Annotated in this window: 25 protein-coding genes and 1 pseudogene; 13 read left to right on the top strand and 13 right to left on the bottom strand. The window is 69.3% G+C overall.

From position 1 onward, the window contains the following. Positions 1-103 precede the first annotated feature (103 nt). Together BLW00_RS20960 and BLW00_RS20965 are read left to right on the top strand one after the other, a co-directional pair. Positions 104-328 carry a DUF3107 domain-containing protein gene (locus BLW00_RS20960; protein WP_092557912.1) on the top strand — a complete coding sequence of 75 codons (225 nt, stop codon included), beginning with the start codon at positions 104-106 and terminating at the stop codon, positions 326-328. Between the two features lie 10 nt (positions 329-338). Then, a complete protein-coding gene (locus tag BLW00_RS20965) occupies positions 339-647 on the top strand; it encodes a hypothetical protein (protein WP_092557914.1) in 309 nt (102 codons plus the stop codon). Between the two features lie 21 nt (positions 648-668). Here BLW00_RS20965 and BLW00_RS20970 read toward each other — a convergent pair whose 3' ends face one another. Next, positions 669-1,385, bottom strand: a complete 717-nt coding sequence (locus BLW00_RS20970) for a ferritin-like fold-containing protein (RefSeq protein ID WP_245741725.1) — start codon at positions 1,383-1,385, stop codon at positions 669-671. Between the two features lie 213 nt (positions 1,386-1,598). On the opposite strand from BLW00_RS20970, the gene BLW00_RS20975 reads away from it, so the two are divergent. Next, a complete protein-coding gene (locus BLW00_RS20975) occupies positions 1,599-3,110 on the top strand; it encodes a DEAD/DEAH box helicase (RefSeq protein ID WP_092557916.1) in 1,512 nt (503 codons plus the stop codon). Positions 3,111-3,287: 177 nt separating this feature from the next. Here the strand turns inward: BLW00_RS20975 and BLW00_RS20980 are convergent, their stop codons facing one another. After that, a complete protein-coding gene (locus BLW00_RS20980) occupies positions 3,288-4,160 on the bottom strand; it encodes a PHP domain-containing protein (protein ID WP_092557918.1) in 873 nt (290 codons plus the stop codon). A gap of 84 nt (positions 4,161-4,244) precedes the next feature. Here BLW00_RS20980 and BLW00_RS20985 point away from each other — a divergent pair, with 84 nt between their 5' ends. Further along, positions 4,245-5,756: an aminopeptidase P family protein gene (locus BLW00_RS20985; protein WP_092557920.1), complete on the top strand. Its 1,512-nt coding sequence runs from the start codon at positions 4,245-4,247 to the stop codon at positions 5,754-5,756. A gap of 75 nt (positions 5,757-5,831) precedes the next feature. On the opposite strand, the gene BLW00_RS20990 is transcribed toward BLW00_RS20985, so the two are convergent. Next, a complete protein-coding gene (locus BLW00_RS20990) occupies positions 5,832-6,329 on the bottom strand; it encodes a general stress protein (protein WP_245741726.1) in 498 nt (165 codons plus the stop codon). Between the two features lie 127 nt (positions 6,330-6,456). Between BLW00_RS20990 and BLW00_RS20995 the strand changes: the two genes are divergently transcribed. Genes BLW00_RS20995 through BLW00_RS21010 form a run of 4 tightly spaced genes read left to right on the top strand, consistent with a single transcriptional unit; the run spans position 6,457 to position 10,490 of the window. After that, entirely contained in the window at positions 6,457-7,797 is a 1,341-nt protein-coding gene (locus BLW00_RS20995) for a magnesium transporter MgtE N-terminal domain-containing protein (RefSeq protein WP_092557922.1), read from the top strand. After that, complete coding sequence (locus BLW00_RS21000) at positions 7,784-8,371, top strand: DUF1003 domain-containing protein (RefSeq protein ID WP_092557924.1); 588 nt, start codon at positions 7,784-7,786, stop codon at positions 8,369-8,371. Before BLW00_RS20995 ends, BLW00_RS21000 begins: the two co-directional genes overlap by 14 nt. Next, a complete protein-coding gene (locus tag BLW00_RS21005; protein WP_217634465.1) occupies positions 8,368-9,540 on the top strand; it encodes a P-loop NTPase in 1,173 nt (390 codons plus the stop codon). The genes BLW00_RS21000 and BLW00_RS21005 overlap by 4 nt, the downstream gene beginning before the upstream one ends. Beyond that, the gene (locus tag BLW00_RS21010; protein ID WP_092557926.1) at positions 9,537-10,490 is read left to right on the top strand and encodes a hypothetical protein; all 954 of its coding nucleotides are present in this window, start codon (positions 9,537-9,539) and stop codon (positions 10,488-10,490) included. The genes BLW00_RS21005 and BLW00_RS21010 overlap by 4 nt, the downstream gene beginning before the upstream one ends. 388 nt (positions 10,491-10,878) lie before the next feature. Here BLW00_RS21010 and BLW00_RS21015 read toward each other — a convergent pair. Further along, positions 10,879-11,164, bottom strand: a pseudogene (locus BLW00_RS21015) (Sec-independent protein translocase TatB); the annotation flags it as partial. A 95-nt stretch (positions 11,165-11,259) separates the two neighbouring features. Between BLW00_RS21015 and BLW00_RS21020 the strand changes: the two are divergent. Further along, the gene (locus tag BLW00_RS21020) at positions 11,260-11,892 is read left to right on the top strand and encodes an O-methyltransferase (protein WP_092557928.1); all 633 of its coding nucleotides are present in this window, start codon (positions 11,260-11,262) and stop codon (positions 11,890-11,892) included. An 80-nt stretch (positions 11,893-11,972) separates the two neighbouring features. Here BLW00_RS21020 and BLW00_RS21025 read toward each other — a convergent pair whose 3' ends face one another. The 3 genes from BLW00_RS21025 to dapE all read right to left on the bottom strand — a co-directional run bounded on the left by BLW00_RS21025 (position 11,973) and on the right by dapE (position 14,673). Beyond that, positions 11,973-12,146, bottom strand: a complete 174-nt coding sequence (locus BLW00_RS21025) for a DUF3117 domain-containing protein (protein WP_022897336.1) — start codon at positions 12,144-12,146, stop codon at positions 11,973-11,975. Between the two features lie 119 nt (positions 12,147-12,265). Further along, positions 12,266-13,516, bottom strand: a complete 1,251-nt coding sequence (locus BLW00_RS21030; protein WP_245741728.1) for a mannosyltransferase family protein — start codon at positions 13,514-13,516, stop codon at positions 12,266-12,268. Positions 13,517-13,524: 8 nt separating this feature from the next. Next, a complete protein-coding gene (gene dapE, locus BLW00_RS21035) occupies positions 13,525-14,673 on the bottom strand; it encodes a succinyl-diaminopimelate desuccinylase (RefSeq protein ID WP_092557930.1) in 1,149 nt (382 codons plus the stop codon). A gap of 39 nt (positions 14,674-14,712) precedes the next feature. Here dapE and dapD point away from each other — a divergent pair, with 39 nt between their 5' ends. Further along, a complete protein-coding gene (gene dapD / locus BLW00_RS21040) occupies positions 14,713-15,672 on the top strand; it encodes a 2,3,4,5-tetrahydropyridine-2,6-dicarboxylate N-succinyltransferase (protein ID WP_092557932.1) in 960 nt (319 codons plus the stop codon). A gap of 129 nt (positions 15,673-15,801) precedes the next feature. On the opposite strand, the gene BLW00_RS21045 is transcribed toward dapD, so the two are convergent. From BLW00_RS21045 to BLW00_RS21070, 6 genes are all read right to left on the bottom strand, one after another. Continuing rightward, positions 15,802-16,665 carry a hypothetical protein gene (locus tag BLW00_RS21045; protein ID WP_092557934.1) on the bottom strand — a complete coding sequence of 288 codons (864 nt, stop codon included), beginning with the start codon at positions 16,663-16,665 and terminating at the stop codon, positions 15,802-15,804. A 260-nt stretch (positions 16,666-16,925) separates the two neighbouring features. Further along, entirely contained in the window at positions 16,926-18,203 is a 1,278-nt protein-coding gene (locus BLW00_RS21050; RefSeq protein WP_407650988.1) for a citrate synthase, read from the bottom strand. A gap of 264 nt (positions 18,204-18,467) precedes the next feature. Continuing rightward, positions 18,468-19,583: a succinyldiaminopimelate transaminase gene (gene dapC, locus BLW00_RS21055; protein ID WP_092557936.1), complete on the bottom strand. Its 1,116-nt coding sequence runs from the start codon at positions 19,581-19,583 to the stop codon at positions 18,468-18,470. A 17-nt stretch (positions 19,584-19,600) separates the two neighbouring features. Next, on the bottom strand, positions 19,601-19,924 hold the full coding sequence (fdxA, locus tag BLW00_RS21060) for a ferredoxin (protein WP_092557938.1): 324 nt from the start codon (positions 19,922-19,924) through the stop codon (positions 19,601-19,603). A gap of 36 nt (positions 19,925-19,960) precedes the next feature. Next, positions 19,961-20,497, bottom strand: a complete 537-nt coding sequence (locus BLW00_RS21065) for a hypothetical protein (RefSeq protein WP_092557940.1) — start codon at positions 20,495-20,497, stop codon at positions 19,961-19,963. 29 nt (positions 20,498-20,526) lie between these two features. Continuing rightward, entirely contained in the window at positions 20,527-22,383 is a 1,857-nt protein-coding gene (locus tag BLW00_RS21070) for a helicase HerA-like domain-containing protein (protein ID WP_092558038.1), read from the bottom strand. A 133-nt stretch (positions 22,384-22,516) separates the two neighbouring features. On the opposite strand from BLW00_RS21070, the gene efeU reads away from it, so the two are divergent. Genes efeU through efeB form a run of 3 tightly spaced genes read left to right on the top strand, consistent with a single transcriptional unit; the run spans position 22,517 to position 25,894 of the window. Then, positions 22,517-23,380: an iron uptake transporter permease EfeU gene (efeU, locus tag BLW00_RS21075; RefSeq protein WP_092558040.1), complete on the top strand. Its 864-nt coding sequence runs from the start codon at positions 22,517-22,519 to the stop codon at positions 23,378-23,380. Positions 23,381-23,393: 13 nt separating this feature from the next. Continuing rightward, positions 23,394-24,587 carry an iron uptake system protein EfeO gene (efeO, locus tag BLW00_RS21080; protein ID WP_092557942.1) on the top strand — a complete coding sequence of 398 codons (1,194 nt, stop codon included), beginning with the start codon at positions 23,394-23,396 and terminating at the stop codon, positions 24,585-24,587. 17 nt (positions 24,588-24,604) lie between these two features. Beyond that, the gene (efeB, locus tag BLW00_RS21085; RefSeq protein ID WP_092557944.1) at positions 24,605-25,894 is read left to right on the top strand and encodes an iron uptake transporter deferrochelatase/peroxidase subunit; all 1,290 of its coding nucleotides are present in this window, start codon (positions 24,605-24,607) and stop codon (positions 25,892-25,894) included. Positions 25,895-25,943 lie beyond the last annotated feature (49 nt).

A 25,943-nucleotide genomic window follows, 5' to 3' on the forward strand; every position in this document is an offset into this window, starting at 1 on the left:
GGCTGCTGCCCGACCCTCGCGGATCGGCCGGATGCGCCGGAGCGGTGCCGTAATCTGGGCAGGTGGTCGTCAATCCGATCACGTGACGTGAAAGGCACACCAGATGGACATCCGAATCGGTATCGCTAACTCGCCCCGTGAGCTCAACTTCGAGTCGAGCCAGACTCCCGCTGAGATCGAGCAGGCCATCGCGGCGGCGCTCGGCGGCGGCGGCACGCACGTCTCGCTCAGCGACAACAAGGGCAAGGTCTACCTCGTGCCCGTCGCCTCGCTCTCCTACGTCGAGATCGGCAGCGAAGAGTCGCGCCGCGTCGGCTTCGTCGGCTAACGTCCCCAGTATGGAACTGCTGTTCATCACCCTCGGCGGAGTGATCCTCGGTCTCGGCGCCCGTTACTTCCTGCCGAACCGCGATCGCCACGGCGTCGTGCTCGTGCCCGCCATCGGCGCCGTCGTCTCGGCGGTCGTCTGGGTGGGCCTCACCTGGCTCGGCTGGGCGTGGGACGGCGGGTGGATCTGGGCGGTCACGCTGGTCGTCACCGCGGCCGTCGTGGTGATCGCCGACCTGCTCATCGGGCGCACGCGCAAGCAGCACGACCAGCGTCGGCTCGAAGCGCTGCTGTCGCGGCACATCCCGGTCGCGGGCTGACCCGCAGGTTGTCGGCGCGGCTCAGGCGGTCAGCCCGAGCTTGTCCATGCGTCGCGTGTGGGCGGCGATCATCTCGGTGAACACCGGCTCGATCCGTTGTTCGTCCGACTCCGGGTTGCCCGTGAGGTGGATCGCGGATCGCGCGACGAGCAAGGTGTCGCCCACCACCCGGCGACCCCACATGGCCAGTCGTGATCCGAGCACCGGATCGGCGGTGATCGCCTCCGAGAGCACGTCGACGATCGCCCGGCGGCCGGTCTCGGCGTCGAGGATCGCGATGCAGCGCGGACCGATGTCACCCGGCAGCCCGGCGGCCAGCAGCGAGAAGAAGTCGTCGAGGATGCCGGCCGTGAGGTAGACGCTCGCGAGCTGCTCGTACCAGTCCGATCCCTTCACCAGGGCGCGATACCGATCGATCCCCACCGTGAACGGGGCCATCACCTCCGCCGGGGTGTCGACCCGGCGGCGGATCTCCGCGACCAGCCGCTCGTGCTTGTCGAGCGCCTGGCTCGCGGCCGGGGCGAGAACCTGCTTGGCGGCCACCGTGGGAGCCGCCGCGATCGCATCCGAGACCTCTTCGAACACCGCGAGCTGCACGTAGGCGGCCTGCCCCAGGTAGGGCAGCACCTCGGGAGTCAGCTCGGCCAGATTCACCTTGGGATAGGTCGACGTGTCGACCCTCGGCTTCAACCGCGGGATGTCGATGCGCACCTTCGGGCGGCGGAGGAATCCGAACACGACGCCAATCCTATCGGGGCGCACCGGCGCGCTTTTCGCGCGTCGCGAGCCGTTTCGCCGCCCTCACCCCACCGGTCGACTAAACTCGTGCCGGGCCCTGACGAAACTCGGGGCAATCGCCGCCGCCCGACGCCATCGTCGGTTGTCGCCGCGCACGTCTCGCGCAGCACCGATCTCACCACCGGCGGCCTCGCATCCACGACAGGTATCCAAGTGACTTTCACCGAACTCAACATCGATCAGGACATGGTCGATGCTCTCGCCTCCAAAGGCATCCTCGAACCGTTCCCCATCCAGGAGCAGACCATCCCCCTCGCCCTCGACGGGCAGGACATCATCGGCCAGGCGAAGACCGGCACCGGCAAGACCTTCGGATTCGGTCTGCCCCTCATCCAGCGCCTCGGCCTCGACCCGGCTCCCGGCGTCAAGGCCCTCGTGGTCGTGCCCACCCGCGAACTCTGCGTGCAGGTCACCGAAGACCTCGACTTCGCGGCGCAGAACCGCAGCACCAAGATCGTGTCGATCTACGGCGGAAAGGCCTACGAGGGCCAGATCGAGCAGATCAAGGCCGGCGCCCAGATCGTCGTCGGCACGCCGGGCCGCCTCCTCGACCTCGCCGGCCAGCGCCTGCTGAACCTCGGCGCGGTGAGCGAGATGGTGCTCGACGAGGCCGACAAGATGCTCGACCTCGGCTTCCTCGCCGACATCGAGAAGCTCTTCGCGCAGACTCCCCCCACCCGCCACACCATGCTCTTCTCCGCCACGATGCCCGGCCCGATCGTGGCCCTGGCGCGCCGCTTCATGAACCGGCCCATCCACATCCGTGCCACCGACCCCGACGAGGGGCTCACGCAGGCCAACATCAAGCACCTGGTCTACCGTGCGCACAACATGGACAAAGACGAGGTCATCGCCCGCATCCTGCAGGCCGAGGGTCGCGGCAAGACCGTCGTGTTCACGCGCACCAAGCGCGCCGCCGCGAAACTGGTCGAAGAGCTCAACGACCGCGGCTTCAACGCCGCCGCCGTGCACGGCGACCTCAACCAGGAGCAGCGCGAGCGCGCCATGGCCGCCTTCAAGGCCGGCAAGAAAGACATCCTGATCGCCACGGATGTCGCAGCCCGCGGCATCGATGTCGACGACATCACCCACGTGATCAACCACACCATCCCCGACGACGACAAGACCTACCTGCACCGCGCGGGCCGCACGGGCCGCGCCGGCAAGACCGGCATCGCGGTGACCTTCGTCGACTGGGACGACCTGCACAAGTGGGCGCTCATCAACCGCGCCCTCGAGTTCGGGCAGCCCGAGCCGGTCGAGACCTACTCGTCGTCGCCGCACCTGTTCACCGACCTCGACATCCCCGAAGGCACCCGCGGGCGCCTCAAGCCGACCTCGCGCACCGCCGAGTCGGGATCAGGCTCGGGTTCAGGCGACCGCGACCGTGGCGGGCGAGGCAGTTCCCGTGGCGGTTCGTCCGGCGGCAGCGCCGCCGACAGCCGTCCTCCGCGCAACCGCAGCCGCAGCCGCTCGGGCGGCGCGGCGGGCTCCGACAGCGCCCCGCGCAGCTTCAACGAGACCTTCCCGACTGCGACCGGCGACCAGGGCTCGGCCGCGGCCACGGAGTCCACGTCGACCGGTGCCGGCTCCGAGCACCACGACGGCAACAGTGCGCCCCGCCGCCGTTCGCGCACCCGCCGTCGCGCCCCTCGCGCCGAATAGGGGTGCTGGTGCCGTCGACAAGGGCCGACAGCGCGCAGTCCCGACCCGCTTGAATGGGGACGGGACACGAACGCAGCAGGCCCTTGTCGATGACCCAAGGTGAGCGCGAGGCCGCAAAGCGACCTCACGCGAACATGACGCCCGAGGAAGCCGCGCGAAGCACGGCGCCCGAGGCAGCTAGCCAGCGTAGACGGGTGTGATGCCGGTTGCGCGGGCGATCAGGGCGTCGACCACTTCGGGGGCCGTGGTGTTCTCACCGAGACGGTTGGGCTTGCCCTCGCCGTGGTAGTCGCTCGATCCCGTGAGCGCCAGGCCGTACTTGGCCGCGAGTGCACGCAATCGCACCCTGCCTTCCGGGGTGTTCTCGCGGTGATCGATCTCCAGGCCGAACAAGCCCGCGTCGGCGTAGCTGCGCATCCGTCCTTCCAAGGCGACATCGGTGCGGCTGCGGGTGGCCGGATGTGCCATCACCGGCACTCCCCCGGCCGCCACCACGAGTTCGATCGCGGCAAGCGGATCGGGCGCGTAGTGCGGCTGGTAGTAGCCGGCGCGCCAGTGCAGGATGCCCTCGAAGGCCTCGCTGCGCGTGCCGACGAGGCCGCGCGCCACGAGGGCGTCGGCGATGTGCGGGCGTCCGACGGTGGAGCCCGGATCGGTCTGGGCGACCACGTCGTCCCACTCGAGGTCGTAGTCGCGGCCGATCCGCGCCACCATCTCCTCGGCCCGATGCAGACGGGCCTCCCGGATGCGCGCGGTCTCCGCGACCAGCTTCGCGTTGTTCGGGTCGAAGAGATAGGCGAGCATGTGCACGCTCGACCATTCGACGCGCGTGCTGAGCTCCATGCCCGGGATGAGCGTGATGCCGTTGCCGACGGCCGCGGTGGATGCCTCGGCCCAGCCGGCCGTGGAATCATGGTCGGTCAGGGCGACGGTTCCGAGCCCGGCCTCGGCGGCCGCACGCACGAGCTGCGCAGGCGACTCCGTGCCGTCGGAGACCCTGCTGTGGGTGTGCAGATCGATCGGCCCCCGGAACAGCCGATCGGAAGACATTCCACAATCGTAGCCAGTCGGCGACTCGTCCACAGACCGCGGCCGTCCGGCGAAGCTCGGAGGATCGAGTGGGAGAATGGATGCATGGCAGAGACGACCGAGACCAGCACCACCGCCGAGCAGAACACGGCCGCGCACAGCACCGCCGGCCACCAGGCGACCGAGGCGCCGACGCCTCGCGCCACGAGCAACCGCTCCACCACGCCGGCGTCGGAGGTGTTCCGCGAGTACATCGGCAGCCGCTGGGCCGAGCGCGCCGATGTGCTGCCGCCCGCCCGTGCGCAGGCGCCGTTCGCGGCCGAGCGCCGGCGCCGGCTCTCCGGAGCCTTCCCCGGCAAGCGGCTGATCGTTCCGTCGGGCGCCGCGAAGCAACGGTCGAACGACACCGACTATCCCTATCGCGCCCACTCCGCCTTCTCCTACCTCACCGGCTGGGGCTCCGACTCAGAACCCGGCGCCTTCCTGGTCGGCGAACCGACGGCCGAGGGGCACGAATACACGCTCTACTTCCGCGAGCGGGCCGGGCGCGACTCCGACGAGTTCTACGCCAACCCCGAGATCGGGGAGTTCTGGATCGGCCCGCGCCCCTCGCTGGCCCAGGTGGCGAGCGACCTGGCGCTGGCCACGCGCGGGATCGCGGCGTTCGAGACCGTCGAGTTCGACGCGTCGACGCTGGTCGTCCGCGAAGCGGCCGGGGATCTTCCGGCAGGAGCGGGCGACGAGGGTGACGCCGGATTCCACCAGTTCCTCTCCGAGATGCGGCTCGTCAAAGACGCCTACGAGATCGAGCAGATGCGCCTGGCCGTGGATGCGACGGCTCGCGGGTTCGACGACGTGATCGCCGATTTCCCGCGCAGCTCGCAGCATGAGCGCGGCGAGCGCCTCGTCGAGGGAGTGTTCAACACCCGGGCGCGCCTCGACGGCAACACCGTCGGTTACGACACCATCGCGGCCTCGGGCCCGCACGCCTGCATCCTGCACTGGACACGGAACGACGGCCCGGTCGTGCCCGGAGACCTCATCCTGATGGATGCGGGCATCGAGCTCGACAGCTATTACACGGCCGACATCACCCGCACCATCCCCGTCTCGGGGCGCTACACCGAGGTGCAGCGGAAGATCTACGAGGCGGTGCGCGAGGCGGCCGATGCGGCGTTCGCGATCGTGCGTCCGGGCATCCGATTCCGTGAGATCCATCAGACGGCCATGGCCGTGATCGCGCGACGCACTGCGGAATGGGGGCTCCTGCCGGTCACCGCCGAGGAGGCGCTCGAAGCCGACAACCAGCAGCACCGCCGCTACATGGTGCACGGCACCAGCCATCACCTGGGCATCGACGTGCACGATTGTGCGAAGGCACGGCGTGAGCTGTACCTCGACGGCATCCTCGAGCCGGGCATGGTGTTCACGATCGAGCCGGGGCTCTATTTCCAGCCCGACGACCTGACGGTTCCGGAGGAGATGCGCGGCATCGGCGTGCGCATCGAAGACGACATCCTGGTGACGGCCGACGGCGCGGAGAACCTCTCGATCGCGATCCCGCGCACGGCCGACGACGTGGAGGCCTGGTTCGCCCGCCTGAACCCGGAGGGGTGAGCAGCCCGGGCACCCGGAGAGCCGAGCCGAGGCCCCACGCCGGGCACGTGCGGCCGAGGGGCGCGTGAGCGCGGGTTACGGAGCCGCGGGAGCGTCGAGCAGGTTGCGGGCGCGGTTGGCGAACTCCGCGCCGACGAGCACCGAATACGACGTCGCGATCACCTGCATCACCGAGGTGAAATCGCGGCGACGGCGCCCGATGCTGTAGACCGCGATGTTGAAGAACAGTCCGAACCCCGCACCGATCAACGCGGCGGCACCGATGAACAACGGGGTCGTGCCGGTGGGCGAGAGCAGCACCAGCAGCAACCCGAAGAACAATCCCACCCAGAGGCCCGACAGCGCGCCGGCGAGCGCCGACCGGCCGTAACTCAGCTTGCCGGTCACCCGTTCGACACTCTTCAGGTCGCTGCCGACGATCGAGACCTCGCGGAGCGGGAACTCGGCGTGCGCGAGGCGGTCGACCGCCGCCTGTGCCTCCTGGTAGCTGTCGAAGGTCGCCACCACCTCCCCGCGCGGCAGCACGGGCTCACGCGGCATCCCGCGGCGGGTGAAGGGTGGTCGATCGGTCACGCGCTCATTCTTCCACGGGCATATCCATGCCGGGTGGGAAGGCGGTCGGCACCGGGATGCGGCGACGCGGCCGGCGCGCGCCGCGCACGCCCCGGAAGCACACGGTTCGAAGGTCTAAGTTAGACATGTGAGTGCCACCAGAGTCTTCGTCGCCCGTTTGGCGGGGTGCACCGTTTTCGACCCCGCGGGCGACCGGCTCGGCAAGGTGCGCGACGTTCTCGTGGTCTACCGCAAGAGCGACCCCCCACGCGTCGTGGGTCTGATCGTCGAGATCCCGGGCCGGCGCCGCGTGTTCGTGTCGATCGGGCGCGTCACCAGCATCTCGAGCGGTCAGATCATCACCACCGGTCTCATCAACGTGCGCCGCTTCGAGCAGCGCGGTGGTGAGGTGCGGGTGATCGCCGAGTTGCTCGGCCGCACCGTGGTGTTCACCGACGGCTCCGGCCAGGCCACGATCGAAGACGTGGCCATCGAGGAGTTCGGCCCGGGCGAGTGGGCGGTGGCCCAGCTCTTCGTGCGCCGTCCGAAGACGAGCTCCTCCCCCTTCGCCAAGGGTGCGACCGTGTTCGCCAACTGGAGCGACGTGCGCGAGAAGACCGCGGTCGGCCAGGCGCAGTCGGCCGAGCAGCTCATCGCCACCTACAGCGACCTGAAGCCCGCCGACCTCGCGAACACCCTTCTCGACCTCCCCCAGGCCCGCATGCTCGAGGTGGCCGAAGAACTGCCCGACGACCGTCTCGCCGACGTACTCGAGGAGATGCCGGAGAGCGAGCAGGTGGAGATCCTCTCCCAGCTCGACGACGACCGGGCCGCCGACGTGCTCGATCAGATGCAGCCGGATGACGCGGCCGACCTCATCGCTCAGCTCTCCGAGGAGCGCGGCGAGCACCTTCTCGAGCTCATGCAGCCCGAAGAGGCCGACGACGTGCGCATGCTGCTCGCCTACGCCCCCGACACCGCCGGCGGGCTCATGACCACCGAGCCCATCATCGTCTCCGCCGACGCCACGGTGGCGGAGGGTCTCGCGCTCATCCGCCGGCATGAGCTCGCTCCGGCCCTCGGCGCCGCGATCTGCGTCACCCTGCCGCCCTACGAGCCGCCGACCGGGCGCTTCCTCGGCATGGTCCACTTCCAGCGGATGCTCCGCTACCCGCCGCACGAGCGCCTCGGCACCATCCTCGACCAAGGCCTGGAGCCGGTCACCGCCGACACCAGCGCCGCCGTGGTGTCGCGCATCCTCGCGAGCTACAACCTCGTCTCCGTGCCGGTTGTCGACGACAACCACCGACTGGTCGGGGTGGTGACCATTGACGATGTCCTCGACTACCTCTTGCCTGACGACTGGCGAAGTAACGACAGCGATGACGACGCTCCCGACCGGGTGCCGAATCGCACGCCGACGCGAGCGCAGAGCGGAGCGCCGCGACTGATGAACCGCGGAAGGAGGACCACCAATGGCACGTCGTAACACCAAGCAGGACAACTCCCTGGATGCCCCGAAAGGGCGCCGCAGCAGCGTGCTCCCCCGCCGTCGTTCGGTCGCCGCCCCCAATCGCGATCGTTTCGGCCGCCTCACCGAGGCCATCGCGCGCGGGATGGGCACACCGTGGTTCCTCTTCGGCCTGAGCCTGTTCGTCGTCGTCTGGATGCTGTTCAACACCCTCGGCCCCGAGGCGTGGCGTTTCGACTCCGCGGCCATCGGGTTCACGGCGCTGACCCTCATCCTCTCGCTCCAGGCCTCGTATGCCGCTCCGCTCATCCTGCTCGCCCAGAACCGGCAGGACGACCGCGACCGCGTGCAATTCGAGCAAGACAGGCAGCGCGCCGAGCGCAACCTCGCCGACACCGAGTACCTCGCCCGCGAGGTGGTGGCGCTCCGGCTCGCGCTGCAAGACATGGCGAGCAAGGAGTTCATCCGCGCCGAGCTGCGGTCACTTCTCGAAGAACTCGATCGCGACCGGCCGGCCACCGGGCCCACCGGTGCCGTCGGTTCGGCCGCAGCGTCCAGCCCTCCCGGCGCCTCCCGCACGACGAGCGACTGATCGTGTCCGCAGCAGACGGCGCTCTCGCGGAGGCCGTGCGCGGTGCCCTGGCACGGGTGATCGATCCGGAGATCCGCAAACCCATCACCGAGCTCGACATGGTCGGGTCGGTCGACGTGAGCGAGAGCGGCCACGCGACGATCGGCGTGAAGCTGACGATCGCCGGATGCCCGGCCGCCGACACCATCGAACGCGACGTGCGCGAGGCTGCCGCGGCGGTTCCCGGCATCGCGGGTGTGCTCGTCGACGTCTCCGTCATGTCCAAGGAGGAGCGCGCCGCCCTCACCCTGAAGCTCCGGGGCCCCGGCCAGCGGGTCATGCCCTTCGGGCCTGGCTCGCTCACCCGCGTCTACGCCGTCACCAGCGGCAAAGGCGGCGTGGGCAAGTCGACGCTCACGGCGAACCTCGCCGTCGCGTTGGCCGAGCGCGGACTCTCGGTGGGTCTCATCGACGCCGACGTCTACGGGTTCTCGATCCCGGGCATCCTGGGCCTGGTCGACGACGCGGGAGTGGCGGCCCGCCCCACCCGGGTCGACGACATGATCCTCCCGCCCGTGGCCTTCGGGGTGAAGGTGATCTCGATCGGCATGTTCATCGATCCCGATCAGGCCTCTTCCACCGGTGGCGCGGTCGCCTGGCGTGGACCCATGCTGCACCGCACGATCAACCAGTTCCTCACCGACGTCTACTTCGGCGACCTCGACGTGCTGCTGCTCGACCTCCCGCCCGGCACCGGCGACATCGCGATCTCGATCGGTCAGCTGCTGCCGAACGCCGAGGTCATCGTGCTGACCACCCCCCAGGCTGCGGCGGCCGACGTCGCCGAGCGCTCCGGGTTGGTCGCGATGCAGACCGGGCAGCACGTCTACGGCGTCATCGAGAACATGGCCGGGTTCGCGGCCCCCGACGGCAGCATCCTCGACATCTTCGGCGCGGGCGGAGGATCGGATGTCGCCTCCCGGCTGAGCGCCCGACAGGGCTCGGAGGTGCCGCTGCTCGCCTCGGTGCCGATCAGCCTGGGGCTGCGCACCGGCGGCGACCAGGGCTCACCGGTCGTGCTGGCCGACCCGGCCGATCCCGCCAGTGTCGCCATCCGTGCCGTCGCCGACCGGATGGCCCGGCGCGGACGCGATCTGGCGGGCCGCAAACTCGGTCTCTCGCCGGTATGACCCTGCGGCGTCGTCGGCGTGGCGTCGTGCTGGCCGGCGGTCTGGTGGCGACCTCGCTCGCGCTCAGCGGATGCACGGGGCCGGGCGGTGCGGATGCCTCGCCGTCGGCGCGCCCCACCCCCACAGCCGCCACGACCCCGGCACCAGCCACCGTCGTCGACGGCCTCGGGCTCTCGATCCTGCAGAACCGGCCCGACTACGCCACCCGAGTGCTGCAGGTCTCGGTCACGAACGAGGCCGGTGACCCGATCACGGTGGTGGGCGCGCGATTCGAATCGGCGCAGTTCGCCGAGCCCGCGGCGTGGACGAAGGCCGCCTCGTCCGCGGTGCCCGCGGGTCTCACCCGTCACCTGCCCGTGCAGCTGCCCGCGGCGGTCTGCCCGACCCCGGACGCGACCACGCCGAGCCTCACGATCACCGTGGCCGACGCATCCGGAACCACCCGAGAAGTGACGGGCCCACCCGCCGACCCGTTCGGCGTGCTCCCCCGGATCGCCGCCGAGGACTGCCTCGACGAAGCGGTGGCCGGGATCGCAGCGCTGACCCTGGATGACACTCTCGAGGTCACCGGTGCCGGCGGCGACTCGGTGGCGCACCTGACCCTGCGCGTCGACCCTTCGGGCGGAACGGGTGAACTGCTGCTCGATGAGGCGCGCTTCACCATCCTGCTCGCCCCCGCCGACGGCACGACCTGGCCGCTGGACGCAACGGTGCCGGGTGGCGGCGCGGTGCGGGAGTTCACACTCGACGCCGTACCGGCCCGCTGCGATCCGCACTCGATCGCGGAGGACAAGCGCGGCACCTTCCTGCCCGTGGTGCTCGAGGTGACCGACGGCCCGTCAGGCACGGTCCCGGTGCCGTCGAGCGACACCTTGCGGCTCGCTCTCTACGACTTCATCGCGGCCCACTGCGGTTTTGCGGCGACGCCCGCGCCCGCGCCCGCAGGCTGACGCAGCACCCTCGGGCACAGACCGCACCCCAGAACTGCACCGGCGCACAACGACTTCTTCGACGTCAGCGCTTCTGGCGGTACCCGGGGTTACGCGAGTCAGGTGGCTTCGGAGTCGTACGCCGGGGTGGGCTCGGCGACCGCACCGGCAGCGTCCACCGCCACCGGGGTCTCGGCCCCGTCGAGCGTCGCATCCGAGGAAGCAGCACCCGCGTCGGCATCCACCGCACCATCGGCACCGGCGGCTCCGGCGGCACCGGCGGCTCCCGCAAGGCCGGCTCCCGCAACCGCGGCCCCGGCGCCCGCGCCGGCGACCGGCACCGGCCCGCCCGCGGACTTCGCCTTGTGCTGCAGATACGCCGGCTCCGGTCGTGCGGCTCCGGGCGTTCGGGTCACCGGACGCACGGCCGGCGCGGCCGGCTCGTCGTCGAGCAGCGCCTCGCGGATGATGCGCCGTGGGTCGTACTGACGCGGATCGAGCTTCTTCCAGTCGACCTCGTCGAAGTCGGGGCCCATTTCGTCTTTCATGCGCTCTTTGGCGCCGTTGGCCATGTCGCGAACGGTGCGGACGAGTTGAGCGAGCTTGGCCGCGTATCCCGGCAAGCGTTCCGGGCCCAGCACGAAGACCGCGATCACACCGATCAGCAGCAGCTTCTCAAAGGTCAACCCGAACACTCTGAAATCATACAGCCGTCGCCGAGAGCTAGCTGTGGGGCGTGGCTCCCAGGGAGCAGGCGGCCGGTTGCCTAAGCTGGCATCGGAGGCCCACCGTGTCAAGCAAAGAATCCAGTTGGAAGTACGCCGACGACATCGTCGTCGAGAGCCCGCAGATCATCGCGGCCCGATCGCACGCGTCCGAGGTCGGTGTCGAGTCCGTCTCGCCCGCCATCGGCAGCCAACTCGCCGTCGTCGCCGCGGCGACGGCCGCCAAATCGATCGTCGAGATCGGCACCGGACTCGGCGTCTCCGCCCTCTGGATGCTCAAGGGGGCTCCGGATGCGACGATCACCTCCATCGACACCGAGCTCGAGCACCAGCAGGTCGCCCGGGCGGCGCTGCTCGAGGCCAAGGTGCCGGCCAACCGCATCCGCCTCATCACCGGCCGGGCGGGCGACGTTCTCCCCCGCCTGAACGAGAACTCCTACGACCTGGTGCTGGTCGACGCCGACGCCGCATCGGTGATCGAGTACGTCGAGCACGCCCTCCGGCTCGTGCGCCGCGGCGGGACCGTGCTGGTGCCGCACGCGCTGTGGAAAGACAAGGTGGCCGATCCTGTGCAACGCGGCGACACCGTGGGCGACTTCCGCACCCTGATCACCGAGCTCTCGGCTTCCGAGGCGGTGCTGGTGGCGCTCTCCCCCGCCGGAGACGGGCTGCTGCAGGTCACCAAGATCGTCAGCTGAGCCGTCACCCCCGGCGCGTCGGCGAGCGTTAAAGCCGACGACCCCGGTGCCAGGCACCGAGGTCGTCGTGAGCAACTCGCCTAAGCGGGGTTGACCACCCCGGCGAGTGCATCGTGAAGCTCTTTCGCCTCCGCGTCGTTGACGGAGACGACGAGGCGCCCCCCGCCCTCCAGCGGCACTCGCACGATGATGAGGCGTCCTTCTTTCACTGCCTCCATCGGTCCGTCTCCGGTCCTGGGTTTCATGGCGGCCATTCGGCTCCCCTTTCGTGGTGTCGGTATCCATTATCGCCGATGCGCCACGCGTGATGAAACTCATCGGGTGTCGAACATCCGTTTCACCCGATGTTCGACCGGGGTTCACGGTCGGAAGATCACGGCGGTGTCCAGTCACGACCGTCGACTCCCCAGGCGATCGTCATCCACCCCACCTGCCCGGCGATGCAGACCAGCACGAGCGCGATCCGGTAGATCTTCGAGCGGGGCAAGGCCAGCGCGCCGAGCGCCGGGAACAGTGGCATCAGCAGCCGGAAGGTGCTCGACTGCGGAAAGAACACGGCGAGCAGATAGATCGCGTAGCTCGCCAGCCACAGCCGCAGATCGACGCCGAGCCGCTTCACCGGCCGAAGGAACAGGAACACGGCGAATCCGATGATGAGCAGCGCGACCACGAGGATGCCCCACGGCTCCCCCAGCCACCAGTTGCCGCCCTGGAACCATGCGGTGAACGGCACCAGCTCCCCGTAGCCGATGTACGACGCCCGCCAGGCCAACTCGGTGTCGGTGTAGGCGCTCATCGATCCGGTGCCGATCCAGGCGATCAGCGGCCACACCAGACCCATGACCCCGCTGAAGGCGGCCAGCGCCACGGTGATCACCCGCTCCCGCACCGGGAAGGGATCGGTGCGCCGCACCAGGAACCGGTGCACGAGATGCAAGCCCACGAACAGGGCGAAGGCGAGCCCGGACGGCCTCGTGAGGGCCATCACGGCGACGATCGGGAACACCCAGGCGTAGCGGCGCCTGACCACGAGGTAGAGCGCCGAGACGAGCAGCAGCAGCGACATCGACTCGGCGTAGGCGAACTGGAACAGCGGCGAGAGCGGGGCCACGCAGAACAGCACCACGCTGAAGAGCGCGGCATTCGAGTCGTTCAGCACGTGCCGCATCAGGCGGTAGAAGACCAGGGCCGCGCCCAGTGCGCAGGCCACGGCTACGACGACGGCGATGAGCTCCCAGCGGGCCCCGGTGATGAAGCGGATGCCGCCCACGAGAAAGGGGTATCCGGGCATGAACGCCCACGCACTCTCGCCCACGTGCCCGTCGGCCGTCACCGGCAGCTGAGCCGGATAGCCGTAGAACGAGATGATCTTGTACCAATTGCCGTCCCAGATCGCGGCGTAGCTGAGATAGGGCGGATTCGGGCCCGTCCACGGATTCGCGCCCTGTGCTCGCGCGAAGAGCAGCACGATGATCGTGGTCACCACGCGGGAGAGCGCAAACACGACGATCACCCGGAGCCACCACGGTGTCATCCGGTAGCGCAGCAGCAGCCGAGACGGGCGCGGGGAACGCACCGGCGGTGCGGGCTGCGCGCCGAATGCGCGGGCGAGCTGCTGCGACACGGGCGGGCTCAGTCGGCGACGGGTTCGGCCACGGGTTCGGCCGGCTGACCGTCGGCCGGCTCGCCCGCGGTCAGCCAGGCCCGGAGCCCGGCCTCGCAGTCGATGATCTGCTGGATGCTCACCCGCTCGTCGTCGGCGTGCGCCTTCAGCGGGTCGCCCGGGCCGTAGTTCACGGCGGGGACCCCCATGGCCGAGAAGCGGGCCACGTCGGTCCAGCCGTACTTCGGCTTGGCGACCCCGCCCACGGCCGCGAGGAAACGCTGCGCGAGTGGCGCGTCGAGCCCCGGGCGCGCTCCCTCGGCGAGGTCGACGATCCGGACGTCGAAGCCCGGGAAGAGTTCGTGGATGTGCGCGATCGCCTCTTCTCCGGAGCGGCTGGGCGCGAAGCGGTAGTTCACGTGCACCATCACCTCGTCCGGGATGACGTTGCCGGCCACTCCGCCCGAGATGCCGACCGCGTTGAGTCCCTCTCGGTAGACCAACCCGTCGACCTCCACCTCGCGCGCCCGGTAGTTCGCGAGGGTGTCGAGGATGCTCGAGGCTTTGTGGATGGCGTTGTCGCCCACCCAGCTGCGGGCCGAGTGGGCGCGCAGCCCGTAGGCGCGGATCTCGGCACGCAGGTTGCCGTTGCAGCCGCCCTCGATCTGGCTGTTGCTCGGCTCGCCGAGGATGGCGAAGTCGGCGGCGAACAGGTCGGGCCGGTTGGCGGCGAGCCGGGTGAGGCCGTTCAGGTCGTTCGAGACCTCTTCGTGGTCGTACCACATCCACGTGATGTCGACCGTGGGCGCCACCAGCTCGGCGGCGAGCTTCAGCTGCACCGCCGTGCCCGCCTTCATGTCGGCCGTGCCACGGCCCCAGAGGTAGTCGACGCCGTCGATCGTCTCGTAGCGCGTGGGCAGGTTCGCGTTGAGCGGCACGGTGTCGATGTGTCCGGCGATCGCCACTCGCTGGGCGCGGCCGAGGTTGGTGCGGGCCACGATAGTGTCGCCGTCGCGGAAGATCTCGAGGTGGGCGGCATCCGCCAGCGCCGCCACGATCGCGTCGGCGAGAAGGGTCTCGTTGCCCGACACCGACTCGACGTCGCAGATCTGCTGGGTCAGCACCACCGACGACTCGGTGAGATCGAGAACCGGATGCGCGGGGTCGAAAGCAGGCATTCCACAAGTTTAGGGTTCCGGGCCCAATACGCTTGAGTCATGCCTGATGAAGTCCTGACCGAGCCCACGCACGCCTGGGGCTACGGCCTCACCACTCTCGCCGGCGACGGCACTGTGCTCGACACCTGGTTCCCGGCTCCCGCGCTGGGCCGCGCGCCCGCAGAAACGCAACGCCCTGACGATCTCGTGGCGTTCGCGAGCCCGGATGCGCGCCGCAACGTGACCATCGAGGTCGCGACCGTGGAGATCGAGCTGGCGGCGGCTCCGCAGTCGACCCCGGATGCCTACCTGCGGCTCCACCTGCTCTCCCACCTCCTGGTCGCCCCCAACTCGGTGAACCTCGACGGCATCTTCGCCCACCTGCCGATCGTGGTGTGGACGAACGCCGGCCCCGTGCATCCCGACGACTTCGATCGTCTGCGCCCCTCGCTCCAGCGGGCGGGCATCCAGGCCTACGGTGTCGACAAGTTCCCCCGGATGCTCGACTACGTCACCCCGGCGAAGGTGCGCATCGCGGATGCCTCGCGGGTGCGTCTCGGTGCCCACCTCGCTCCGGGAACCACCGTGATGCACGAGGGCTTCGTGAACTTCAACGCCGGCACGCTCGGCGCCTCGATGGTGGAGGGGCGCATCTCGCAGGGCGTCGTCGTGGGCGACGGCTCCGACATCGGCGGCGGCGCCTCCATCATGGGCACCCTCTCCGGCGGAGGCACGCAGCGCGTCTCGATCGGGCGGCGCGCGCTGCTCGGCGCGAACGCGGGCATCGGCATCTCGATCGGCGACGATTCCGTGGTGGAGGCCGGGCTCTACGTCACGGCGGGCACGAAGGTGGTGCTCATCGACGGATCGGGTTCCGACGAGGAGAACCGCATCGTTAAAGCGGTCGCCCTCTCCGGCGTGCCGAACCTCCTCTTCCGCCGCAACTCCCTCTCGGGCGCGGTCGAGGCCGTCTCCCGCTCCGGCGCCGGCGTCACCCTCAACCCCACCCTCCACGCCTGACCCTCCCCTCCCCCTCCTCATCCTCCGCTCCTCCTCCCCTCCTCCTCCCTGCCTCCCGACCCGCCAATATCCGCCCTTCTCCCCCGGAAAAGTGGGCGAGTATTGGCGGGTCGCAAGGAGGAGCGGCGGTCATGGTCGCCAGCCGCGCACACGGAGAGCCCGCTCGGTGCGCCAGGGGGTTGAGCGCGGTCCGGAGCGTGGAGTCTCCTTCGTCTCCCGAAGATGCAGCCAGTCGGCACGCACGAGCGCCTCGTGGCGCTCGATGTCGTGCAGGAACTGCTTCGAGTCGGTGCGATGCTGCTCCCCGTCGTACTCGACGACGACGCGGAACTCCGGGTAGACGTGGTCGCCGAACCCGATCCGCCCGCCGCGAGCATCCAAGAGGGGAAGATTCAAGGCGGGCTCCGGGAGTCCGTGCCGAATCAAGGAGAGCCTCAGCAAGGTCTCCCTCGGTGATTCCGCCCCGTCTCGAGCCTGACCGATCGCGATGAGGGCGTTCCGCCGTCCGCGCCCGCGGAATCGCCGGACTCGATCGGAGAGTCGATCCAGGGCGACGTAGGGACGAGGATCGCTGAGGTCGGCGCGGCGAGGGGTGAGAACGAGATGATCGGCTGCGGCGATGAGGTCGTCGAGGGGAAGCCTTGCTGCGAGCTGTAACCAGACCGTCGCCGGATCGAGCACCCGAACCCCGAGTCGTGTGACGATCCGGAGCGCCGGATCGGTGAGTTCGTGCCCGACGACGCCGATCAGCCGGGGTCGATTGGCGCCATCGACGGTCGAGACATGGAGTCGCGGGTCGGATTGCAGCCATGCCGGCAACGGCACGCCCCAGAGTCGGGCAGCCGTCGCATGGCTGAACACCTGACCCGCGCTCTGTCGCGTCGAGTAGGCGAGGCAGCGGGCCAACAACGAAGCGCCGTCGCCACCTCCTATCGACGCCTCGGCGACCATGCGCACGCCGGGGAAGGGAGTCGTCAGGTCGCGGCCACGCATCCGCTTGTCGGTCAGACTTGCTTCAGCACCGGCGTCGACATGAAATGGGACCTTGGTCAGGTGAGGCGGTAGCGGCGTTCGTTCCATGCCCCATGGTCACGATTACGCCACCCCCACGGGACCACAATCCGCCATCTGTGCACAATCCCTTGTCCACAACCACGCGACCCGCCAAAATCCGCCCAGGAACGGCCTTCCGAAGGGCGGAATTTGGCGGGTCGCGAGGAGGAGAGGAGGAGGAGGAGGAGGAGGGGCGACGCCTAGGGGCGGGGGGCCCGGAAGGTGGGCGGGAGGTCGCGGGCGGGGGCGCCCATGTAGAGCTGCTGGGGGCGACCGATCTTCGTCTGCGGGTCGGTGGCCATCTCGCGCCAGTGGGCGATCCAGCCGGGGAGCCGGCCGATCGCGAAGAGCACCGTGAACATCCGCGTCGGGAAGCCCATGGCCTTGTAGATGACGCCGGTGTAGAAGTCGACGTTCGGGTACAGCCGGCGCGAGATGAAGTACTCGTCCGACAGGGCGACCTGCTCGAGCTCCTTAGCGATGTCGAGCAGCGGGTCTTGCACCCCGAGCGCCTCCAGCACCTCGTCGGCGCTCTCCTTCACGAGCTTGGCGCGCGGGTCGTAGTTCTTGTAGACGCGGTGCCCGAAGCCCATGAGACGGATGCCCGCCTCCTTGTTCTTCACCCGCTCGACGAACTTGCCCACGCCCTCGCCGGAGTCGCGGATCTGAGCGAGCATCGTCAACACGGCCTCGTTCGCTCCACCGTGCAGCGGCCCGAAGAGCGCGTTGATGCCGGCCGAGATCGAGGCGAACATGTTGGCCTCGGTCGATCCGACGAGCCGCACGGTCGACGTCGACGCGTTCTGCTCGTGGTCTTCGTGCAGGATGAGCAGCCGCTCGAGCGCCTTCGACAGCACCGGGTTGATCTCGTACGGCTCGGCCAGGTTGCCGAAGTTGAGCCGCAGGAAGTTGTCGACGAACGACAGCGAGTTGTCGGGGTAGAGGAATGCCTGCCCGAGGCTCTTCTTGTGCGCGTATGCCGCCATCACGGGCAGCTTCGCGAGCAGCCGGATGGTGGAGATCTCGACGTCTTCCGGCTTGTGCGGGTTCAGCGAGTCCTGATAGTACGTCGACAGAGCCGAGACGCCCGACGAGAGCACCGACATCGGATGCGCGTTGTGCGGGAGCGCGTCGAAGAACCTCTTGAGGTCTTCGTGCAGCAGGGTGTGGCGGCGGATCTTCTCGTCGAAGTCGGTGAGTTCGGCGGGCGTGGGAAGCTCGCCGTAGATGAGCAGCCAGGCCACTTCGAGATAGGTGAGATTCTGCGCCACTTGCTCGATCGGATAGCCGCGGTAGCGCAGGATGCCCGCATCGCCGTCGATGTAGGTGATCTCGGAGCGCGTGGCCGCCGTGTTCACGAAACCGTAGTCGAGAGTGGTGAGCCCGGTCTTCTTGGTGAGCGTGGAGAGGTCGATCGACGACGCTCCGTCGACGCTCTGCAGCAGCGGGAATTCGGCGCTGCCTCCCGGGTAGCTCAGCGTGGCGGTCTGACCCTCGACGCTCGGCGTGGCCTCGGCGACCGGCGCCTCGACGACGTCGTCGATACCGGCGATCGTGCCCTCTGCTTTTTGACCGACGTCCGTCACGGCGCCTCCTTGAGTGATCCTGCCTGCGTGTCAGTGGCGGGACGCAGTGAGGCTTTTGTGAACCCGTGACCGCGTTGACCCTCATACAGCCTAATGTGACCAGAACCCTACTGTTGCATCCGATCACGCTTGCACCGGGTTGTTGGAGGAATGCTCCTAACGCAATCCTGACGCATCCAGGCGGGCTGCCGTGGCGGCGATCCGCTCGTCGGTGGCGGTCAACGAGAACCGCACGTGCTGCGGGAAATGATCACCGTAGAAGTGCCCCGGACCGGCCAGGATGCCGCGGGAGGCGAGCGCCGCGATGGTGTCCCACCCGTCGCGCTGCTCGGTCGCCCAGAGGTACAGACCGGCCTCGCTCGCGTCGATCCGGAGCCCGGCCCGCTCGAGCGCGGGACGCAGCACGGAACGGCGGGCCCCGTACCGTGCCTTCTGCTCCGCCACGTGCGTGTCGTCGCCGAGCGCGGCGACCATCGCGGCCTGCACGGGGGCAGGCGGCATCATCCCGGCCTGCTTCCGCACCGTCAACAGCCGGGCGATCACCGCCGGGTCGCCCGCAGCGAAGGCGGCACGATAGCCCGCGAGGTTCGACTGCTTGCTGAGCGAGTATGCGGCGATGACGCCCGTGGGATCGCCTCCGGTGACCCGGGCGTCGAGGATGCTCGGCACGGGCTCGGAGGCCCACCGCCCGGCCCAGCCGAGCTCGGCGTAGCACTCGTCGCCGGCGATGACCGCTCCGAGCTCGCGGGCCCGCGAGACGGCGGCGCGCAAGGCGTCGACGTCCAGCACGCTCCCGTCCGGGTTGCCGGGACTGTTGGTCCACACCAGTCGCGTGTTCGAGGGCCACTCGTCGGGATCGTCGGAGGCGAACGAGGTCGCCCCCGCGATCGTCGCCCCCATCGCGTAGGTCGGGTACGCGGCGCGCGGGTGCACCACCACGTCGCCCTCGCCGAGACCGAGCGTGAACGGCAGCCAGGCCACGAACTCCTTCGAGCCGATGGTGGGCAGCACGTTCGCCTCGGTCAGCCCGGTGACGCCGCGACGGCGCGCGTACCAGTCGACGACAGCCTCCCGCAGCAGCGGGGTGCCGGCTGTCTGGGGGTACGCGTGCGCATCCGTCGCCGCCGCGAGCGCGTCACGGATCACCGGTGGCGTCGGGTCGACCGGCGAACCGATCGAGAGGTCGACGATGCCGTCGGGATGCGCCTTCGCCGTCGCCGCGAAGGACGCCATCTGATCCCACGGATAGTCGGGAAGTTCACCGAGGGCCATGGCTCAGGCCCCGGAACTCAGTGCTCGCCCTGAGGCGGGAGCGCGGCGATGACCGGGTGGTCGTGCTTGATCACGCCGACCTTCGCGGCGCCGCCGGGCGACCCGATCTCGTCGAAGAACTCGACGTTGGCCTTGTAGTAGTCGGCCCATTCTTCGGGCAGATCGTCTTCGTAGTAGATCGCTTCGACGGGGCACACCGGTTCGCAGGCACCGCAGTCGACGCACTCGTCGGGGTGGATGTAGAGCGAACGTTCGCCTTCGTAGATGCAGTCGACGGGACACTCGTCGATACACGCGCGGTCTTTGACGTCCACGCACGGGAGGGCGATGACATAGGTCACAGTGCTTCAGATCCCTTCGATGACCGGAATACGAGTCTACTTCGTCGCCGGGCGCGCGCCGCCCAGCCGGGGCCAGGCGAGCACCACCACGGCGACCAGCGTCGATCCGATGAGCCACACGGTGCCCAGAACGTTCTCCGCCCCGGCCACACTGCCGGGGATGAGGATGGAGCCGCCCGGGCTCGGGAGCGCCAGCAGGGCCACCATGCCCACCAGACCGACCCCGGCGAGGATCGAGGCGAGCCGCGAGGCGAAGCTCATCCGCAACCCCACCAGCAGCAGTGTCTCAGCGGGCAGGGCGATGATCAGGCCGATCGGCACGTCGAACAGGCCGAACACGCTGAAGCTGATCTGGTGCACGATCGTGCCGAGCACGCCGAAGAGCGCACCGAGCAGGAGGGCGACCAGGTAGCCGAGCACCCGGGTGAGGATCGACGCACCGACGGGGGTTCCGGAATCGGCGACGACGACCTCGCGCGAAACGGGCACGCTCGGCCCGTCGGCACCGGTCGTGCGGATGCCGTAGGCCGGTTCGCCCTGATCGGCGCCGTAGTGGCGCGGCTCGTTGTCCACCGATCCAGCCTACGACGTGCAGACCGTCGCTACCGCCGTCGACGGGTTCCGAAGACCCCTTCGATGACACCTCTCAGGATCGTCTGGGTGGTCTTGGACCCGAGAACGTCGGTGAGGATGTTCGGCTCCGGCTTCGTGGTGCGGCTGCGGGGAGCGGACCGGGGCGCGGGCGCTCTCCGGGCATCCTTCGCGGCCTGCGCCTTCGCCTCCCGCGCCACCTGCGCCTCGAACTCCGCCTGCTGCTTGGCGTACTCCTCCGCGGCTTCGTCGGCGGCCGCGGCCGCCGCCGCCGCGTTCATCTTCGCGGCCAGCAGCTCCCGCGCCGACTCGCGATCGATCGGCGTTCCATAGAGGGGCAGCAGCGGCGAGGCCGCGACGGCCGCGTCGATCTGCGCATCCGGAGTCGGGGCCATCGACCCCTGCGGAGCGCGCACGCGCGTCCAGGCCACCGGGCTCGGCGCGCCCTTCTCGTTCATCACCGTCACCACGGCCTCACCGGTGCCGAGGTTCTGCAGCACCTGGTCGAGGTCGTAGGCCGAGGTCGGGTAGGTCGACACCGTCGCGCGGAGGGCCTTCGCATCGTCGGGCGTGAAGGCACGAAGGGCGTGCTGCACCCGCGAGCCGAGCTGGGCGAGCACGTCACCCGGAACGTCTTTCGGCGTCTGGGTGACGAAGAAGATGCCCACGCCCTTGGACCGGATGAGCCGCACGGTCTGCACGATCGCCTGTTCGAAGTCCTTCGACGCATCGCGGAAGAGCAGATGCGCCTCGTCGAAGAAGAACACCAGCTTCGGCTTGTCGAGGTCACCGACCTCCGGCAGGTCGTTGTAGAGATCGGCGAGCAGCCACATCAAGAACGTGGAGAAGAGCGCCGGCCGGTCGGCGACGCGTGGGAGCTCGAGCAGGCTGATGATGCCGGCGCCGTCGTCGGCCGTGCGCAGGAACACCGAGGTGTCGATCTCCGGTTCACCGAAGAACGCCTCGGCGCCCTGGGCGGCGAAGGCGATGAGCTCGCGCAGGATGACGCCGACGGTGGCGTTGGAGAGCCCGCCCATCGTCTTCAGCTCCTCTTTGCCCTCGTCGCTCGTGAGGTGGGTGAGCACGGCCCGGAGGTCGCTGAGGTCGAGAAGTGGCAGTCCTGCCTGCTCGGCATAGTGGAACACCAGGCCGAGACTCGACTCCTGCGTGTCGTTGAGGCCCAGCACCTTGCTGAGCAGCAACGGGCCGAAACCGGAGAGCGTGGCCCGGATCGGCACCCCCTTGCCGATGCCGCCGAGGCTGAAATACTCGGTTCGGCTGGCCTTCGGAGTCCAGTCCTGGCCGATCGCAGTGGTGCGGGCGAGCAGCTTCTCGGTGCCGTCGCCCGGCGTGGCGACACCCGAGAGGTCGCCCTTCATGTCGGCGGCGAACACGGGAACCCCGGCGGCTGCGAGCTGTTCGGCGAGGGTCTGCAGGGTGCGCGTCTTGCCGGTGCCCGTGGCGCCGGCCACCAGACCGTGCCGGTTGGTCATGGCGAGCGGGATGCGCACCTGCACCCCGGGCAGCGCCTCGCCGTTGACGAGAGCGCCGATGTCGAGCGCCGGGCCCTCGAAGGCGTACCCGGCGCGGATGACCTCCACCTCGGCGGCGTCGAGCGGCCCGACCGACGGCTCCCCGCCGTCGAGCGGTGCAGCGGGCGGCTCGGCCGCCCCCGCGCGTGACTCCGCAGCGGCTGCCGGCGGGTCATCCGGAGCCGCCGGAGCCGCCGTGGCCACTGTGGCCGCCGCAGCGGCCGCCGCCTCCTCGGCCCGCTTCACCGCGGCCTCCGCCGCCGCCTGCGCCAGCCGGGCCGCCTCCACCGCTGCCGCGGCATCCGCCTGAGCATTACGAACCTCGTCATCCGTCATGAGCACAGCCTAGGAGAACCACGCCTCACAGAGATGCTTCGGGTTGGACAATCACCGTCGCGATCATTACGCTCGACCCTTGGTAAGGCTAGGCTTACCCAAGTAAGGCTCCCCTCTCCCGGAAATGGTGCTCGTGCTCGCCAACTATCTGATCGGTCTGCGTGAGGGCCTCGAGGCCGCGCTCGTCGTGGGCATCCTCGTGGCCTACGTGCGCAAGATCGGCCGTCGCGACGTGCTGTTCCGGCTGTGGATCGGCGTGGGACTGGCCGTACTGGTGGCTCTGAGCGTCGGCGCGATCCTCACCTTCGGCGCCTACGGCCTCAGTTTCGAGGCGCAGGAGGCGCTCGGCGGCTCGCTCTCCATCGTCGCCACCGGTTTCGTGACCTGGATGGTGTTCTGGATGCTCCGCACGAGCCAGAACCTCAAAGGAACGTTGCAGAGCGACATCGACAGGGCCCTGATCGGCGCCGGCTGGGGCCTGGTGCTGGTAGCGTTCCTCGCCGTCGGCCGCGAGGGCATCGAGACCGCCCTGTTCATCTGGGCCGCCGTCCAGGCCACGGGAGAGACGACGCTCCCCCTCCTCGGCGCAGCCCTCGGCATCCTCAGCGCCGTGGTGCTCGGCTACCTCATCTACCGCGGCCTCGTGCGCATCAATCTCGCCCGGTTCTTCGCCTGGTCGGGTGGTTTCCTCATCCTGGTCGCCGCCGGCGTGCTCTCCTACGGCGTGCACGACCTGCAGGAGGCGGGCATCCTGCCCGGTCTGGGCAGCCTCGCCTTCGACGTGAGCGCGATCGTGCCGCCCGACAGCTGGTACGGCACGCTGCTGAAGGGCACCGTCAACTTCTCCCCCGCCACGACCTGGCTCGAGCTCACGGTCTGGCTGCTCTATTTCGTTCCCACCATGACCCTGTTCATCCGCGCGGTGCTGCGGGGCCAGAAGTCCAAGAAGAAGGCGTCGGCGCCCGCACCCGCCGTCGCCCACACCGCCCACAGCTAGGAGCCCAACGTCCATGACGATCCTGAAGACCAGACCCCTTCTGATCACCGCCGGCGCGGCGATCACCCTGCTCGCCCTCGCCGGCTGCGTTCCGAACAACGCCTCGTCGACGGATGCAGCCGGCGCGATCACCGTCGACAGCTCGGCCGACGACTGCGCGGTCAGCGCCACCACCGCGACCAGCGGCACGCTCACCTTCTCGGTCACCAACTCCGGCGACCAGGTCACCGAGTTCTACCTGCTCGCCGACGACGGACTGCGGATCATCGGTGAGGTCGAGAACGTCGGCCCCGGCATCTCCCGCGACCTCGTGGTGCAGGCCCAGCCCGGCGACTACTTCACCGTCTGCAAGCCCGGCATGGTGGGCGACGGCATCGGCCGCGCCTCCTTCACCGTCACGGGCGACAAGGTGCAGCTGGCCGGCGACGTGCAGGACCAGGTCGACCAGGCCGCCGTCAACTACGTCGCCTACGTGAAAGACCAAGTGGGCCAGTTGGTCACGGGCACCCAGACCTTCCTCGACGCCTACCTCGCGGGCGACGACCAGAAGGCCCGCGACCTCTACGCCATCACCCGCGCGAACTACGAGCGCATCGAGCCGGTGGCGGAGTCGTTCGGCGACCTCGACCCGAAGATCGACTTCCGTGAGGCCGACGTCGCGGAGGGCGACGAGTGGACCGGCTGGCACCGCATCGAGAAGGACCTCTTCCCGCCGGCCGCCGCCGACAACGGCGGTGTCACCTACGTGCCACTGACCGCCGCCGAGCGGCAGGACTACGCCGCCAAGCTCACCACCGACACCCAGGCGCTCTACGACGCGGTGAACGCGTCCGACTACACGGTCACGATCGACGCCATCTCCAACGGCGCGATCGGGCTCATGGAGGAAGTGGCGAGCGGCAAGATCACCGGCGAAGAGGAGATCTGGTCACACACCGACCTCTGGGACTTCCAGGCCAACCTCGAGGGCGCGAAGGTCGCCTACGAGGGTGTGCGCGACATCGTGGAGGCCAAGGATCCCGAGCTGGTGAAGAAGCTCGACGACCAGTTCGGCTCCCTGCAGACCCTCCTGGCCGAGTACGGCAACCTCGACGACGGATTCACCTATTACAACGACCTCACGCCCGATCAGGTGAAGCAGCTGGCCGACGGCGTGAACGCGCTGGGCGAGCCGCTCAGCCAGCTCACGGCGACGCTCGTCGGCTGAGATCTAGAGTAATCACCATGTCCGATCCCACGACGCCCGCGCCGTCGACGTCCGGCATCTCCCGAAGGGGCTTGTTCGGGCTCGCCGGGGCGGGCGTCGTGGGTCTCGGCGTGGGGGCCGCGGTCGACCGCTTCGTGCTGCCGCCCACCGCCTCCGCCCAGGAGAACGCGGCGGTGTACCCCTTCTTCGGCGAGCACCAGTCGGGCATCGTCACCCCGGCACAAGACCGCCTGCACTTCGCCAGTTACGACGTGGCCGACATCAGCCGCGACGAACTGGTCGAACTGCTGCAGGACTGGAGCGCCGCGGCCGCCCTGATGACCCAGGGCAAGGAGGCGGGCCAGTTCGGCGCCGTCAGCGGCAACTACGACGCCCCGCCGGATGACACGGGCGAGGCGCTCGGGCTCCCAGCATCCGGTCTCACCATCACCATCGGCTTCGGCCCCACGCTCTTCCAGACCGCCGACGGCACCGACCGCTTCGGCATCGCATCCCGGCGCCCGGCCGCGCTGGTCGACCTGCCGCACTTCCCCGCCGACATGCTGCAGGATGCGCTCTCCGGCGGCGATCTCTGCATCCAGGCCTGCAGCGACGACCCGCAGGTGGCGGTGCACGCCATCCGCAACCTGTCGCGGATCGCCTTCGGGCGCGCGAACATCCGCTGGTCGCAGCTCGGGTTCGGCCGCACCAGCTCCACCACCAAGGCGCAGCAGACGCCGCGCAACCTGTTCGGCTTCAAAGACGGCACCGCGAACATCAAGGCCGAAGACACCGGCGTGCTGAGCGATCAGGTCTGGGCGTCGGGCTCCGACGGTGCGGACTGGATGACCGGCGGGTCATACCTGGTCTCGCGCAAGATCCGTATGACGATCGAGACCTGGGACCGCACCTCGCTCCGCGAGCAGGAGGCGGTGATCGGGCGCACGAAAGGCGAGGGCGCGCCCTACTCGGGCGGCACTGAATTCTCCGAGCCCGACTTCGCGGCCACCGGCCAGGGCGGCGCCCCGCTCATCGCGAAGGATGCGCACGTGCGGCTCTCGCACCCCGACCAGAACTCCGGCGCGCAGCTGCTGCGCCGCGGCTACAACTTCGTCGACGGCAACGACGAGCTGGGCCGCCTGAACGCGGGCCTCTTCTTCATCGCCTACCAGCGCGACCCGCGCGAGCAGTTCATCCCCATCCAGATGAACCTCGCCAAGAACGACGCGATGAACGAGTACATCCGCCACGTCGGATCGGCCATCTTCGCAGTGCCCCCGGGTGCCCACCAGGGCGGCTACGTCGGCGAGACCCTCTTCGGCGCGTAACCGACGCTCATCCGCACGTCTTGGCGCCTCCGGCCGCGGGCGCAGCGCG

The sequence above is a fragment of the Herbiconiux ginsengi genome (assembly GCF_900107435.1).
Lineage (GTDB): Bacteria > Actinomycetota > Actinomycetes > Actinomycetales > Microbacteriaceae > Herbiconiux > Herbiconiux ginsengi.